Origin of the sequence: Shewanella pealeana ATCC 700345 (genome assembly GCF_000018285.1) — a bacterium.
GTDB lineage: Bacteria > Pseudomonadota > Gammaproteobacteria > Enterobacterales > Shewanellaceae > Shewanella > Shewanella pealeana.
Map to the genome: position 1 here is coordinate 4,905,422 of NC_009901.1, position 15,637 is coordinate 4,921,058.

Below are 15,637 nucleotides of genomic sequence, written 5' to 3' on the forward strand. Positions count from 1 at the left end.
TTCTTATTAAATAACGAATCTAATTACTTAATGACCAGACCAGCCATCAAATAACAATTAATTATTTTCAATCCGCTGATTTGCGTAAGAATCATGCCAGCCAACTTTTTGCTATACAGTGATCGTTATCACGTTCAATTGAAATAGAAACTAATCGATAGAAAAGTCGATATTGTTAATAAGTTGCCATGCAAGATAACTGTGACCTAGCCCTCAAGATGCATGTCGTTAAACATCAGTAAACAAGCACTTCACGCCGCCCAACCGAACAGTAAAAACAATAATCAAAACAACGAGGTATAAACCAATGGCGTGACTAAAAGTGTCTAATACCTATAGAAAAGCAAGGCAATAAATCTATATAAAAAGCATCTATAAAAGGTAAAAAACTATAATTCTAATAACGATATTAGAATTACTTAACACCCAATTTCAGCTTAACTAATAGTGGTATTAGCCAAGCTTAAAACAAGGCATTAGCAAAGCTAATAATGATATTAAATATACTTAAAACAGATATCTCGATACATATTAGGGAAGCTAATATGCCTGTTAGAAAGACTAACTACAGAGCAAACAATTGTGTGATCTGTATAACATTAGAAAATTTATTTATGGTCATATAATTGCTTCAACTTACAACGAATGACTGCAGAATCACTCATTGGAATAGATTCAACATTATTCAATAATCGAAGTGACTTATATAAACTAACACAAACCAATACTTATTACATTGTCGTGGCTGATAAATTCAAATCAACATATAAAAGATAGAAGTATTAGTCTCGGCATTAAATTGATTTTGGGTATTAGGTTAAGTACTTAATATTTAACGGGAGAAATAATGAAAATTATTACGTGTTACAAATTAGTGCCAGAAGAGCAAGATATCACAGTAACGGCTGATGGTAACTTAGACACCAATAAGGCAGCCCCTAAAATTAACCCTTTTGATCTCTGCGCTGTAGAAGCTGGAGTTCAACTAAAAAGCCTAATTGAGGGATGCAGCATTACAGCAATGAGTGTAGGCGGCAAAGCACTAGAGAACCCGAAAGCACGCAAAGACATTCTTTCCCGTGGACCAGATGACTTAACTGTCGTTATTGATGAAAAGTTCGAGCAACTTTTACCACACCAAACAGCCAGAGTATTGATGGCAGCAGCACAAAAAACAGGTTTCGACCTAATCATTTGTGGTGATGGTTCAGGCGACCTTTACGCCCAGCAGGTTGGCCTACAGTTAGGCGAGTTACTCGGTGTCGCGAACATCAACGCCGTTAGCAAAATTAGCTCTGCAGAGCCAGGCAAACTAACAGTCGAACGCTCATTAGACGATGAAGTGGAAGTCCTAGAAATAACCTTACCAGCCGTAATCTCTGTATCTGCAGATATTAATGAGCCAAGTATTCCATCGATGAAAACCATTCTTGCCGCAGCTAAAAAGCCTGTTACTAGCCTAACGGCCACTGATATTGAGCTAGCTGAGTTCCCAGCCCTTGTTGAACTGGTCTCTGTTATCGCACCAGAACAAAAAGCACGGCAGAAGATCGTTATCGAAGGTGATGACGAGCAACAGATAGCCCAATTCGCAGAACACTTACGTAAAGCACTTAACTAATTAAGGATAAATGATGAGCAAACTATCTAATATTTGGGTATTTAGCGATATCGCTTCCCGTTTACCTGAAATGATCGCAGCTGGCGTAGCGTTAGGCGAAAAAGTATCAACATTTGTTATCGGTACAGAAGCCGAAATCAATGCAGCCTTCTCATATGGTGCAACTCATGTGTACTACCTTGGTGACAAAGACAGTCAAAAGATCATCGAAGATTACAGCCACACTATTGCGCAAACGATTTCAGCTACAACAGAAAACACACTAATGCTACTTGCGCCAACTAAGCGTGGCAAAGCCTTAGCAAGCAAGTTAGGCGTACAGCTTCAAGCTGGTGTTGTTAATGACGTTACTGAGATTGACATTGAGAACGGTGTTCGCGCTAAGCACATGGCTTACGGTGGCCTAGCTATCGCAGAAGAGAAAATTAATAGCCCTGTGGCGATTATTACCCTTAGCAGTGGTGTGTATGAAGCACAAGCTACGGATACGACTCGCACCGGCGAAGCAGTAAATGTTGCCTTTATTGAGCCAACAACGGCAATTCAATGCGTAGAGCGCCGTGCCAAGCAAGGCGAAAGCGTTAACCTAGGCAAAGCCAAGCGCGTTGTTGGTGTCGGTAGTGGTATTGGCAGCAAAGAGAATCTACAAGTTGCGGCTGAACTGAGTGCACTGATTGGCGCAGAGCTTGGTTGCTCACGACCAATAGCTGAAACCGAAAAGTGGATGGAGCGCGAGCGCTACATCGGCGTATCAGGCGTAATGTTAAAGCCTGAGATTTACTTCGCTCTGGGCATTTCAGGCCAGATCCAACACATGGTTGGAGCCTTAGGTTCACAAACAATCTTTGCCGTAAACAAGGATAAGAATGCTCCTATTTTCCAGTACGTTGACTACGGCATTGTTGGCGACATCAACAAGGTGATGCCAGCACTAATCAGTGCGTTAAAAGCCTAACGGAAACACAATTTTTATTGTTATTTCAATCGCCTTGAATCTCTGTAGAGACTAGAGGCGAATAGATAAATATACCTAGAGAGTGACGAGTATGTCAGAAGAATCATTTGACGCCATTATCGTAGGCGCAGGGCTTGCAGGTTGTGTTGCGGCGTACGTTCTTGCAAAAGAGGGAGCCGACGTTCTGGTAATTGAACGTGGTAACTATGCTGGTAGCAAGAATATGACCGGCGGTCGTTTATACGCTCACAGCCTAGAAAAAATTATTCCTGGTTTTGCCAAAGAAGCGCCAATAGAAAGAAAAGTCACTAAAGAAAAAGTCACCTTTCTAACTGATGATACAGGCGTCACTCTCGACTACCACAACGGTCGGGATCAAACTGCAGTTGAAGAATCTTATACCCTATTAAGAGGGGATTTTGACCAGTGGTTAATGGGCAAGGCCGAAGAGGTTGGTGCGCAATTCATTACTGGTATTCGTGTTGAGGAGATCTTAACCCAAGACGGTAAAGTCATTGGTGTGAAAGCTGATGGTGATGAGCTAACTGCCAAATCAGTAATTCTGGCAGAAGGAGTTAACCCGGTTCTTGGTGAACAACTTGGAATGGTTAAACGTGTTAAATCAGATGCTATGGCCGTTGGAGCAAAAGAGTTAATCGAGCTACCACAAAAGGTTATTCAGGATCGTTTTAACCTTAATGATGACGAAGGTTGTGCTTGGTTATTTGCAGGCTCCCCCGCCAACGGTTTGATGGGCGGTGGATTCATTTATACCAATAAAAGCTCAGTTTCATTGGGTATCGTCTGTGGTTTACATGATATTGGCAGTTCAGATAAAACTGTACCGCAAATGCTTGAAGACTTTAAAAACCACGCCATGATCAAGCCCCTTATAGAAGGCGGTAAACTGATTGAATACTCAGGTCACGTTGTGCCTGAAGCCGGTATTCATATGGTGCCAAAACTTGTTGATGACGGCGTATTAATTACCGGAGATGCTGCAGGCTTTTGCTTAAATATCGGCTACACAGTCCGCGGCATGGATCTGGCTATTGCCTCGGGTGAAGCAGCAGCCAAAGCAGTATTGGCCGCACGAGAGAAAAACGATTTTAGTGCGCAAGGTTTATCTTCTTATCAAACATTACTAGAAGATAGCTTCATCATGAAAGATCTCAAGTTGTACAAAGAGTTACCTAAGTTCATGGAGAACCCTCGCATCTTTAATGAATATCCAAAAATGGTGGCCGACATAATGCAAAGCATGTTCACCGTCGACGGCACTCCATCACAACCAATAAGAAAAACTCTCATGAAGCACTGTAAAGAAGTGGGTTACATGAATCTGATTAAAGATGGAATTAAAGGAGTGACTTCAATATGAGTGAAGTAGTTAACGTCGATGTCAAATTAGGCGTCAATAAGTTTCATGTCGATGAGGGGCATCCTCATATTATCTTAAAAGACAATCCCGATATGAACGAATATCGGAAATTAGTTAACGCCTGTCCAGCAGGACTTTATAAATTAGAAGATGATGGAAGTATTCGATTTGATTCTGCTGGCTGTTTAGAGTGTGGAACGTGTAAATTCCTTTGCGGCGAAACCATTTTAGAGAAATGGGAGTACCCAAGAGGCACATTTGGCATTGAATACCGGTACGGGTAAACCAATAAATTAATTCAAAACATTATAACTTAGGGCTGGGATTATTACCCGGCCCTTAGCCGTGTTCAAACGAATATATTAAGAAGCAAGATCACAAATACAAAAGCTTTATAAACAAACATAGTAAAACACTGTTTACATCACCGTTTTAATATTATTACCGGGTAGTATTCCATATAAGCTCATGAAATACACAGATGGAGCCTGATCTCCATAAATTAAAATACAACAATCATATAGTTTTATATTTAACATTATATTTGGTGGTAAATCGCATGAAACCAAGAACAAACTTCGATGATATGGAGTTCACTCCATTACACAGAAAAATAATGTTGTGGGGAAGTGGAGGTCCTTTTCTAGATGGCTATGTTTTGGTGATCATCGGCCTAGCATTACAACAGCTCACTCCAGCACTCGAACTTGATGCTCAATGGATAGGTTTAGTCGGTGCGGCCACACTCGCAGGCCTGTTTATTGGTACTGCCTTATTTGGTTATGTTGCTGATATTTTCGGTCGAAAATTGATGTTTATGATAGATATTATTGCTATCGCAGTGCTCTCTTTTGCAACCATGTTCATCTCCTCACCCATTGAGCTTGTCGTTATGCGTTTTTTAATCGGTATTGTAATCGGAGCCGATTATCCTATTGCTACATCTATGGTGGCGGAGTTCTCCCCCACTAAGAAACGTGCTTACACAATGGGCTTTATTGCCGCAATGTGGTACGTCGGAGCGACTGCAGCAAACATGGTTGGTTACCTACTATATGATGTAGAAGATGGTTGGCGCTGGATGTTCGGAAGTGCATTAATCCCATGTCTTATCATTCTACTTGGTCGCTTCCACCTTCCAGAGTCGCCACGATGGTTACTCAAGAAAGGTCGAGTAAAAGAGTGCAAAGAGACCATGGAAAAGTTCTTTGGGCCCGATGTAGAGATTAGTAATGAATCGGCAGAACAAACAAAATACAGCAAGCTATTCGAACCTGTTTATTTAAAAAGGATACTCTTCATCGGTATTATCTGGACTTGCCAGGTGATCCCTATGTTTGCCATTTACACCTTTGGGCCACAAATCATTGAGTTACTGGGGTTTACTGACGGAAAAGATGCCGCGTTAGGTAATATTGTCATCAGTTTGTTCTTTATGGCGGGATGTATTCCGGCTATGTACTGGCTCAATTCAATTGGCCGACGGCCACTACTAATAGGCAGCTTCGGCATAATGACTGCTTCATTAGCACTATTAGGTGTGGTGCCCGATCCAAGCATCTGGTTAATTATTGGCGCATTTGCCACGTACGCTTTCTTCTCTGGTGGACCCGGGATCTTACAATGGCTCTATCCCAATGAACTGTTCCCAACAGAGATCCGCGCATCGGCCGTTGGTGCTGTTATGTCACTTAGCCGTATCGGTACCATAGTCTCAACCTATGCTTTGCCTATTTTTATGACAACATATGGTATCTCTCCCACCCTATTAGTTGGTGCTGCAATCTCGTTATTTGGATTAATCATCTCTGTCTTTATGGCGCCAGAAACTAAAGGATTAACATTAGAAACCACAAGTTCAGCGGAATTTGAAAGTAAAGGTGCCGTAGTAGCATCTAATACATGCAAGACTATTTAATTAGTAAGGAATAATATCCAACCAGATTAAATACTCGAGTAACAATACAGACTTAGTCAATTAACAATTGGGTTAATTGACAACGAACTATATTAAACACTCAAAACTAGAGTTTGTATTAATTTCAAAACCACTAAGCATATGGACGCTAGATATTAACCATTAGTAACTGACACACAATAGAATCAAAACATAGCAACTTAAATACATTGGGATATTATGATTATGAAAACGAGAAAAACTTTCTGCCTGTCTATAATTACTAGTGCGATCGTATTAAGTAGTTTCCACACTATCGCTGCCGAACAAGAAGAAGATGGAATTAATATTCATGGCGGTGTACGAGTCAACTATGCCTATAAAGATTATAGTGAGACTTCAAAAGATAAAGGCGGTGATTTCACCTTTGATATGGCGTCATTACGATTCGACGCAAAACATGGTAACTGGGGCTTAAAATCGGACTACCGCTTTACCGCTAACACTAACTATATCAAGTTTGGTTATGGCTATTATGATTTCAACCCTGAGTGGCAGTTACAATTTGGTATAAACAAGGTGCCTTTCGGTAACCTAGGATATATTTCAAATAGTTATTGGTTTGGTTTGCCTTACTATCTCGGCTTTGAAGACGATCATGATATTGGTGTAAAGGCGGTATACGAGCATAATGGTTGGCAAACTGACATGGCGTTTTACAAAGGTGCCGAATATGGCCCAACAGAAAACAAACGTTATGCAGCCGATCTTTATAGCGGCACCATCAACGGTACCGAATATCACAACGAAGAAACTAACCAAGTTAACCTACGTCAAAGCTACACCATGGAACATCAAGGTGGCTCAACTACATTCGGCGCCTCTATTGAAGCGGGTCAGATCTATAACTCTGAAACCGGCAACAATGGCGACAGATACGCATTCGCAGCTCACTTAGACAGTACGTTTAACGGTTGGAACTTACAGTTGCAAGCGATGCAATATGAGTTCAATGCTGCCGACAGTGCAAACGATAACAAGATTGCTGTATCAGTTGTTAGCTGGCAGTTTGAGGTTGCATCCAAGGGGCAGGTTTACAGTGCCAACATCGCCAAAACAATTCCAACCGATTGGGGTAATGTTAAGTTCTACAACGACTTCGGCTTAATGACACCTGATGTCGATGACGATAGCTATGATAACAGTATGCAAAACGTATTAGGTGCTGCAATTTCTGCTGGCCCAACCTACACCCAAATTGATTTTATCATGGGTAAAAACATGACTTTCTCAACCGCCAACAATGACCATATCGGTCTACCAGAAGTGGGCGATGACTGGGATAAACGCTTCAACGTCAGTGTTGCTTATTACTTTTAATTAGCTCCACACTCATTTGTGGTACCCACATTCTACAAGCCACTCGTAAAATGTTGATTTAGCCACGTCACCCATAGCCTTCATTTTTATGAAGGCTTTTTTTGTACTTCGCACTCTTTACGAATTTTGCACTCAAAAATATCTTAAACCTGAGGAATAGTTTACTCAGGCTACAATACAAATCTTGCCTTCTCAGTATGATCAACCTGTATCGCTTCGTCACAGTAAAATGCTATTATTGGCCCCAGCTAGGTTAAACCATGACTAGCAAACTCATTGCGAGTCAGCAATTTAATCAATATATTTTTTGTACAAGCTTTATATTAGCTTTTTGTATTTACTTTCTTGCATTAGCATTCAAAAATCAGTCTCGCACTTTTTTAAAGCCTCAGTTTAAGGTCAGATAATCATGTCATTGCCAAAAGATGAACTCCCTATCGATAACAGCCAACATCACAGCGACGCAGACTATGAGACGCCTGAGTTAGCCATGGTAGAGGTGAGTCAATCGGTTGAGCAACTGACCAATGCTGAAGGTGAGCAGCAGGCCGAGCTGTTTCATGACATGCTAGAGGAAGCTGAACCTGGCACTGTGGCGCTGTTATTAGAATCATTACCGCTAGATGAGCGTTACGAGCGTTGGTCTCAAGTTGATGCAGGCGAGCGCATTGCTGTACTAGATCTCATGCGTGCCGACCCGCGTAATGGCATTTTAGATGAGATGCCTGAAGCCCAATTAGACCTGCTGTTCTCACAGATCTCAGCTGAGGATTTGATTGAGTGGAGTGACACGCTATCTGATGCTATGACCGAGCGTGCGCTGTCACAAATGGGTGAGCGCCAACGTCAACACTATGATCGCTACGATCAATACTCTGAAAATGAAATTGGTCGTTACGCCGAGCATCAGTTTTTAGCACTGAATCTGACATCGACGGTATCTCAAGCACAGCGCTTCTTCCGCCGCATTAAGCTCGACTGTAATGATCATGTATTTTTGCTCGATGAAGATGACAAATACATTGGTAGCGTGCGCCGTCACGATGTGTTTCGTGCCGCCCCAGAAAGCACCTTAGAAAGCTTACTTTGGGAAGACAGCCGTTCAATTCTTGCCGATGCCAGCCTAATTGAAGCCGCTGAAGCCATTGAACACAGTAATGAATTAGAAATTGCGGTCGTCGATGCCAACGGCATCATGATTGGCCGTATGACATTGCGCACCGCGACCGCACTCGTGCGAGAGCATTATGAATCACAGTTAATGGCAACCGCTGGTATGGACGAGGACGACGATCTGTTCGCGCCGATTACCGTCGGCGCGCGCCGTCGTGCTGTATGGCTGGGTATAAACTTACTGACCGCATTTTTAGCCTCGGCCACTATTGGCTTGTTTGAGAATGTACTGGAAAAAGTGGTCGCCCTCGCGGTTCTGATGCCGATTGTGGCCTCAATGGGTGGCATCGCAGGTAGTCAGTCACTCACTTTGATGATCCGCGGCATGGCCATGGGACAGATCTCCTCGGGTAACTTCATGTCGTTACTCAAAAACGAGCTGGGTATTGGTATCTTAAACGGTGTGCTGTGGGCGATAGTGATTGGCTTAATTGCCGGATGGTGGTTTAGCGACCCTATTATTGGCACAGTGATTGGCGCTGCCATTTTAATTAATATGGCGGTAGCGGCAATTGCCGGTGTGGTAGTACCGATGATCTTGCAGAAATTGAATCAAGACGCGGCGCTATCGGGCTCGGTGATCTTAACCACAGTCACTGACGTGGTGGGCTTCTTCTGCTTCTTAGGCTTAGCCTCGGTGCTGTATTTATACTAATTAACAGTCAATCACGAACAAAAAAGCCTAGCTAAAATAGCTAGGCTTTTTTAATGTTAGTTATCACCAATGCCTTACCCAGCTAGGTTTTGAGCGAGTAAATCCATAAATGTACTTGGCTACTCGACTTTTAGCTGATTATCTTGCCGTACTAATCTCACTGGCAGCCCCAGTTTAACTAAATGATTAAGAATGAATCGTCCGCTCCAAGCCCAACCATTTAATGAAATGAGTTGATTGTCATTGCCAATGAGCTTGATATCACCATCGATAGATAAACGCGGAGGGCCTACATCTTCCGCCCCTGCTTGAACATCAGCCCAGCTGATGTGAGCCATTTCAGCGCGTAATATCTCTCTCGATTCATGACCACTAATAGCGGGAGTTAGCAGCCAAATTGCATCTTTAGTGGTGCAAACGGCCTTAAAGGAGCGAGATTTAACGTCACTATAAAAGCTAAATAAGTAAGCGAAACAAGGTAAAGCGAGCATAATAAACATAATGACCATCATAAAGATCACTCCCAAATCTGACATAGATTCAGTCCGATAAATGACATCACCAAATTTATTTCGATAACGGCCCACGGGGAAGATTGCTTTAAACAAGTCAGGTAGCAAGAACACATAGGTGTATAGGCCAGCCATAGCAAATAGAAATGGTTTTACACTGGCTCGCCATGACTTTTTAGTCACAGTATTCCCTATTGTTATTGATAGATGCTGGTTTAGCTGTGCAATGATAGCCTCAGCATCATCACCTTCGAATGGTTCCTCTTCTAGTGAGATACTGCCTACAAACTCAATAGCTTGTTCAACGACTTCGCTTTGCGAAGTTAAAACCTCAGCTGCTTGCTGTACTTCTTCAATAGGCTGTTTTAATAAATAGATATCAAACCTTTGCAGCAGCAAACAGTTAGACTGCTTGTTCTTGAGCAATAAATACTTCTCAGTCAAAGGCAAAACAAGCTCATCTCGCCGATGCAACCGTCTGTAGACCGATGAAAATAGGCATATTTGATATGCCACAATACCAACCATTACCATGGTGATATTCGCCAAAGCATAGGTATTACTCACTGCGGCAATCACTATGGAAAACCCAAATACCCATTTATCAAAGCCAGACATTCGCGCCGACTTTAATACCCGCAGCGAATCACCTTTAAGGTAAATATGCTGTCGTAACTTAGGTTTAAAAGCAAAACTGACAATAACGTAAACAGTGACTAAACCAGTCAACACTATCGAGAAAGCCTGAGCATCATAAAAGCAGGAGCAAATCAGTAACCCTAAACCAATAACTAGGGATGCTTTTTGATAAATACTTCGAGTAAATGGTGTTAATACTGCATCTTGAATACTAGCCGTTATGTTCACTTATTCTTCTCACATTAATCCCGCCGCTTGCTGTATTGCTTTGCTGCAGACTCAAGCATCTTGAATATAAGCATTATTTTTTATGTTCTCATAGTGTCAGCTAAACAATAATGCTTAACTGTTATCTCGCGCATTAATAACCTGACAATAAAAAGCCCCTTATTAGCTAATCTAACAAGAGGCAATTTTTACGAAAATTGGCAGATTCGAGTGTTATCAAACGCCAAAACGTTACGCTTTATATCATCTAAACTAGGCCGTCATTGCCGCTTTCACATAAACATCGAAGCGGTTTTTCTTGGTGGCAATCACCATACTTGGTTTCACGCCATCTAAATCGTCGGCGTAATCTGGGCGCTTTACGACTACGCGCTTAGTTGCGAGTGCCATGGCAGGTGCAAGTAAGCCATCGGCATCGAGATCGGCGCCGACTAATGACTGAAATACACGCATCTCTTTTTTCACTAACGCCGACTTTTCACGATGTGGATACATGGGATCTAAATACACGACATCCACTTCGGTATTAGACGCTTTAGCAGCATCGGCTAATGAGTCAATGCTCGAACCATGAAACAAGCTCATGCGCTGTTGCATCCAGCCACCTATTTCAGCGTCTTCATAGGCGCGGCGAAGGCCATCTTCCAATAGCGCCGCCACAATAGGATGACGCTCAACCATTAGCACCTTGCAACCTAAACTCGCCAACACAAAGGCATCGCGCCCAAGACCCGCGGTACCATCGACCACGGTAGGCATAACGCCTTGCTTAAGACCAACGGCCTTTGCAATTGATTGACCGCGGCCACCACCAAATTTACGACGATGGGCTACGGCGCCAGAAACGAAATCAACTGAGATCCCTTTCAACTTAGGCTCATCACGCTTGATTAGCGTCAGGATATTATCTTCAAATACCAACTCAAACTCTGCATCAGGATCATAAACCAGTCCCCAGCGCTCACAGGCGGATTCGATTGTTGGATAATGTCGATTAAAGAAAATGCTGGTCACAATTAGGCTCTATGTTTGAGTGTTAACTAGCAGATAATACCACTCCTCACCAAGAAACCATATCAACCGCCAATGGCTGTTTTGCATAATTCAGGCTTCTTTTGTTCAATTTAGCCCCTCAAAAAGCCTCAAAACAGCTCAAAGCAACTGAAAAGTGCCTAAAAAACTTCAAGATAACTATAAATAGGTATCTGTTCACATCCTAGTCGATCCGCTTAGGGCACACTTTTTACGTCGTTGATAAATCAAACGGCCCTAAAAAGAAATAAGCAGGATAAAAATGATGATGAATCCAAAAACATTCAATAAAAAGCTGTGCTATGCCACGCTTTTAGCTGCATGCTCAATCGGTATGACAGCCTGTTCTGGTGATGATGGTAAAGACGGCGAAGATGGTCAGCCCGGCGGCAACACCAGCACCCAAGCAGAAGTATTAACGCTTACGCTAACAAGCACCACAATCACAGATAACATTCTAAGTATCGATTTCAATGCCGAGAACGAACTAGCTATTCCGGTAATCAAAATTGCCGCGATTAAAGTCAATGCAGCGCAGTTATTGCCACAAATTGAAGGCGAGCGCTCACAATGGCAAAAACTAGCAGGTGAAACTTGTTCGCCAGCTAAAGGCTGTGAAGGCACCTTAGTTGACAATATGGACGGTAGCTATCGCTACACCATGAATGCGCCGCTATCTATGGGCGAAGTAAGCCATAACAGCGACTTCACCCAACGTGTACTTTTTAGCGTATTAGCAACTGACAACCTACCAGCGACCGAAGTTATCTCTGACTTTAAAGTCGATGGCAGCGAAATCGCCGATAACCGTAGCATTATCGATGCTAGCTCATGTCTAAGCTGTCACGATGATATCGCCTCTATTAAGCATGGCGGCGCTAACATTGAAAACTGTGCCAGTTGCCACACTAGCAACAACATGGACAACCCGGATATGGTTTGGCCGGTACTGGCCCACACCGCACATATCGGTATTACGCCACAAGCGCTAGGTAACTGTACCACTTGTCACGCTAAAGAAGTCAGCGACACAGAATTACAAGCGACCAACTGGAACCAAGTGCCAACTCGTGAGACTTGTTCAAGCTGTCACGATATGACTACAAATCCAGTGTACGACCATAGCACTCAACCTGATAACGCTAACTGCTTAACCTGTCACTCACCTGAAAATACTTACGATGTTCATATGAGTAAGTCAGAAAAAGCGGTAGCAGAAGATCAGCGTAATATCGTTAACATCAGCCTAGAACAAGCCAAACTGGTTGAACAAGATGGTGAACATTACGCAGAGATAAGTTTTGCTCTGCTTGATCGCCAAGGCGATCGTATTGTGGTAGCAAGCAACAACCCAGCCGATGCTGACTGGATTAAGAACCTACAGCTTTATGTTAACTGGGGTACCTCAGTAGACTTTACCACCAGCCGTGGTTACAGCATTTTTGTTAAGAGTAACAAAAAAGACATTACCCAAGATGGCAGCGGCAATACTCCAGCAGGTGAGCGTGAGCGTACGCCTTTGCATAGTGCACAAGACAATGTGTTTACTTACCTAATGGGGCCAATCGTCACTCAAGACGCCATCTCAGGCGACCTAATTGATGACGCTGGTTTTATCACTAACCGCTTTATCTACTGTTTCGATGACGCGCAAAATCTAGTGAGCTGTGACCAAGCAGGCCACACTAAAAACGCCGAAGCAAACAAGCGTTGGTTCTTCGACAAAGATGGCCTAACTGATGCGCCTGAAGCTAAGCGCCCTGTTATTGTCAGCAACAAAACCTGTGGTTCATGCCACGGTTACGACGAGTTTAACGACAACTCAGAGCTTGCTTGCCGTAACTGTCATAGCCGCAATACTGAGATCAACAAAGAGCTAGCTGACACCACCTGTTTCTCTGGTCACGACCACGATGAGCTTGGTGAACATGTTCGTCCATTTGAAGAGCGCGCCATGGTTGCTAAGGGTAAGCCTGGCTTCTTAAGTTCAACAGCAGATATCGTCGATCCGTGCTTAGCTTGTCATAATCCGAATACGCCACCAACTCAGGCCATTCGTGAAATGCACACTAAAGCAAGCGACTGGGATTATGTTGAGCAGCTAACCGTAAGTCACCCAGACCATAAGGTATGGATGCACTCACTGCATACTAACCAACGTGCCACTCAAGATCGTGAAAACGGTGTGCGTAATATTGAGTTCCCTGCAGATAAAGCTAACTGTTACCGTTGCCATGAAGGCGATACCTTTGGTGTTGACCGTTTAACAGCTGTTGGCCGTCCATTAGCACTCGATTTGGACTACAACCCAGATTCACGTGCTCACCCTGCAACCGATATCACGGTTGATGCCTATACTTCACCAGTATCTGCAACTTGCTATGCCTGTCATGCTAAGCAAGAAGATGCCAGCGGTAAGCTAGTGATCAACAAGGCTGTACGTGCGCATATGGAACAAAACGGTGGCCGATTCGGTGTTACCGCTAACGAGCTGCAAGTTGAAGCTTGTGCCGTGTGTCACTCGCTAGACAACCTTAAGCAGGTGCATAACCTTTAAGGTTAAACCCAAAAAGTAATTGATGTCCCTGCAAGTACATCAAGCCGCCTAGTCAATTGGTTAGGCGGCAACCTAGATACAGAGCAGGAGGCTCAATACGTAATTAAAGAGTACCAGCAAGCAGTCCACCTAGCCCGCAGTGAACATTTAGCCTGAATTAAGCACCTATATACATAAATTGATTTTCTCATCCCTACAAACCTGTTGCGCTAGATGGCAACCTAGATATAAATCCTGAACTAGATCAAAGTTTACAGGCTTCAATTTCCCCAGCTATAAACGTCAGAATATACTCAATTAGATATCTGTTTTATTAGAGAGTGCCCGTGCAACTAACGCCAACGCTAAGCTTAAACGTGGTTCAGCAACACCTTGTTGATGCTGAAGATTCGTCACGTATCGAACTCAGCTTTGCCGAGACCGCAGTGTTACAGTTGATGCTCAAGCATCAAGGTACCCTAATTACTCGCGAAGCCTTACTCGAGGCGGGCTGGCATGATCGCGTGGTTTCCGCGTCATCATTACAACAATGTATTAGTGTGCTCAGAAAAAAGCTGGCTAACTACCCAGAAGTCGAGCTTAAAACGATTCCAAGACACGGTTATGTGTTGCATCTTGCTAACCAAAGCAAAAACAACTACCGCTTTAAAAAGCCAAAGGCTACGTTGCTATTTGCAGTCGCGGTTATCGCATCACTGCTCTTGCTCAGCTACGCTTATATCAACCACAACCAAGCGCCTTATAACGAGAGCTTAGTAAACAGTAAGCTAAGCAGTGTTGCTGGTAATATTCACGTATTTACAGCTGCTAAGCAGCCAAAACAGTCAGCCGATGACACCAATAAACGCCTAAAAAACCAAATAAATGATGAGCCGAACTGGCAAGCGCCATTTACTAGCTTTACCAGCTTTGGGCTACTCAGCGACAAGATGGACAGCTTTGCGATTTGCCCTGACTACCAACAAAATCAATGCAGTGGTAAACAGCTGATCAATATCAGTAGCGAAACCAAACACGGCGGCCAACTAGAGCTATCTGATTTCCTAACCACCAAGATCAGGATGGAGCAGAAGACCTATAATAAATTAGATCTACCAGAACTTAGAAAGCATCAAGGCGATCTCAAAGAGCAGATCTATCATGGCGATTTGTACTTTTCGATCGATGATCATCGCTTAGTTCGTAGCGACATTCGAATTTCATTAGTCGATCTCGCGCCTGACAGCGGCATATTTTATTTCGCAGCCTGCATCACCGACGAAGACTGTTACACCACACCAATCCGCTACGAGATCCGCGGTCATTTCAAACGCACCACAGAAAAATGGCAACAACGCACTGTTGAACGCTTTGATATCGAGGTCAGCAAAACCACGCTGTCGTCACCCAATGCACTGTCTGATACTGCGCAAATCATCTACCTTGCCCTCAGGAAGCAGCATTTAACCCAAGAACAGCTGAGTTTCTATCGCATCTATCAAGACGATGGCACCGCTATCTGGCAACTGCCGTTAGTGAACGACAATATTATGTGGATGCAACGACAGACACTCAAATTATGATCCCTTGCCTGAGTTGTTATATAATCTAGTCTCTGTTCCTTTAGG

At 43.2% G+C, this 15,637-nt stretch carries 11 protein-coding genes; 9 read left to right on the plus strand and 2 right to left on the minus strand.

From position 1 onward, the window contains the following. The first annotated feature begins 847 nt into the window (after positions 1 to 847). From SPEA_RS21195 to SPEA_RS21225, 7 genes are all read left to right on the plus strand, one after another. Positions 848 to 1,621, plus strand: coding sequence for an electron transfer flavoprotein (locus tag SPEA_RS21195; RefSeq protein WP_012157229.1), 774 nt, complete (start codon positions 848 to 850; stop codon positions 1,619 to 1,621). A gap of 10 nt (positions 1,622 to 1,631) precedes the next feature. Continuing rightward, on the plus strand, positions 1,632 to 2,576 hold the full coding sequence (locus SPEA_RS21200; protein WP_223296539.1) for an FAD-binding protein: 945 nt from the start codon (positions 1,632 to 1,634) through the stop codon (positions 2,574 to 2,576). Between the two features lie 91 nt (positions 2,577 to 2,667). Beyond that, complete coding sequence (gene fixC / locus SPEA_RS21205) at positions 2,668 to 3,957, plus strand: FAD-dependent oxidoreductase FixC (RefSeq protein ID WP_012157231.1); 1,290 nt, start codon at positions 2,668 to 2,670, stop codon at positions 3,955 to 3,957. Next, complete coding sequence (locus tag SPEA_RS21210; protein ID WP_012157232.1) at positions 3,954 to 4,241, plus strand: ferredoxin family protein; 288 nt, start codon at positions 3,954 to 3,956, stop codon at positions 4,239 to 4,241. Before fixC ends, SPEA_RS21210 begins: the two co-directional genes overlap by 4 nt. Positions 4,242 to 4,516: 275 nt before the next feature. Then, complete coding sequence (locus SPEA_RS21215) at positions 4,517 to 5,875, plus strand: MFS transporter (protein WP_012157233.1); 1,359 nt, start codon at positions 4,517 to 4,519, stop codon at positions 5,873 to 5,875. Between the two features lie 219 nt (positions 5,876 to 6,094). Next, the gene (locus SPEA_RS21220; protein WP_012157234.1) at positions 6,095 to 7,234 is read left to right on the plus strand and encodes a hypothetical protein; all 1,140 of its coding nucleotides are present in this window, start codon (positions 6,095 to 6,097) and stop codon (positions 7,232 to 7,234) included. A 409-nt stretch (positions 7,235 to 7,643) separates the two neighbouring features. Next, complete coding sequence (locus tag SPEA_RS21225) at positions 7,644 to 9,062, plus strand: magnesium transporter (RefSeq protein WP_012157235.1); 1,419 nt, start codon at positions 7,644 to 7,646, stop codon at positions 9,060 to 9,062. Between the two features lie 119 nt (positions 9,063 to 9,181). Here SPEA_RS21225 and SPEA_RS21230 read toward each other — a convergent pair whose 3' ends face one another. Together SPEA_RS21230 and SPEA_RS21235 are read right to left on the minus strand one after the other, a co-directional pair. Further along, a complete protein-coding gene (locus SPEA_RS21230) occupies positions 9,182 to 10,441 on the minus strand; it encodes a hypothetical protein (RefSeq protein WP_012157236.1) in 1,260 nt (419 codons plus the stop codon). 252 nt (positions 10,442 to 10,693) lie between these two features. After that, entirely contained in the window at positions 10,694 to 11,458 is a 765-nt protein-coding gene (locus SPEA_RS21235; protein ID WP_398353699.1) for a class I SAM-dependent methyltransferase, read from the minus strand. Between the two features lie 277 nt (positions 11,459 to 11,735). Between SPEA_RS21235 and SPEA_RS21240 the strand changes: the two genes are divergently transcribed. Together SPEA_RS21240 and SPEA_RS21245 are read left to right on the plus strand one after the other, a co-directional pair. Then, complete coding sequence (locus SPEA_RS21240; RefSeq protein WP_012157238.1) at positions 11,736 to 14,030, plus strand: OmcA/MtrC family decaheme c-type cytochrome; 2,295 nt, start codon at positions 11,736 to 11,738, stop codon at positions 14,028 to 14,030. Positions 14,031 to 14,356: 326 nt separating this feature from the next. Beyond that, positions 14,357 to 15,592: a winged helix-turn-helix domain-containing protein gene (locus SPEA_RS21245; protein ID WP_150102260.1), complete on the plus strand. Its 1,236-nt coding sequence runs from the start codon at positions 14,357 to 14,359 to the stop codon at positions 15,590 to 15,592. The last annotated feature ends 45 nt before the right edge of the window (positions 15,593 to 15,637 follow it).

Coding starts and splice junctions, on each gene's coding strand:
- SPEA_RS21240 (WP_012157238.1), top strand. CDS start 11,736: ATGATGATGAATCCAAAAACATTCAATAAAAAGCTGTGCTATGCCACG.
- fixC (WP_012157231.1), top strand. CDS start 2,668: ATGTCAGAAGAATCATTTGACGCCATTATCGTAGGCGCAGGGCTTGCA.
- SPEA_RS21210 (WP_012157232.1), top strand. CDS start 3,954: ATGAGTGAAGTAGTTAACGTCGATGTCAAATTAGGCGTCAATAAGTTT.
- SPEA_RS21195 (WP_012157229.1), top strand. CDS start 848: ATGAAAATTATTACGTGTTACAAATTAGTGCCAGAAGAGCAAGATATC.
- SPEA_RS21200 (WP_223296539.1), top strand. CDS start 1,632: ATGATGAGCAAACTATCTAATATTTGGGTATTTAGCGATATCGCTTCC.
- SPEA_RS21225 (WP_012157235.1), top strand. CDS start 7,644: ATGTCATTGCCAAAAGATGAACTCCCTATCGATAACAGCCAACATCAC.
- SPEA_RS21220 (WP_012157234.1), top strand. CDS start 6,095: ATGATTATGAAAACGAGAAAAACTTTCTGCCTGTCTATAATTACTAGT.
- SPEA_RS21215 (WP_012157233.1), top strand. CDS start 4,517: ATGAAACCAAGAACAAACTTCGATGATATGGAGTTCACTCCATTACAC.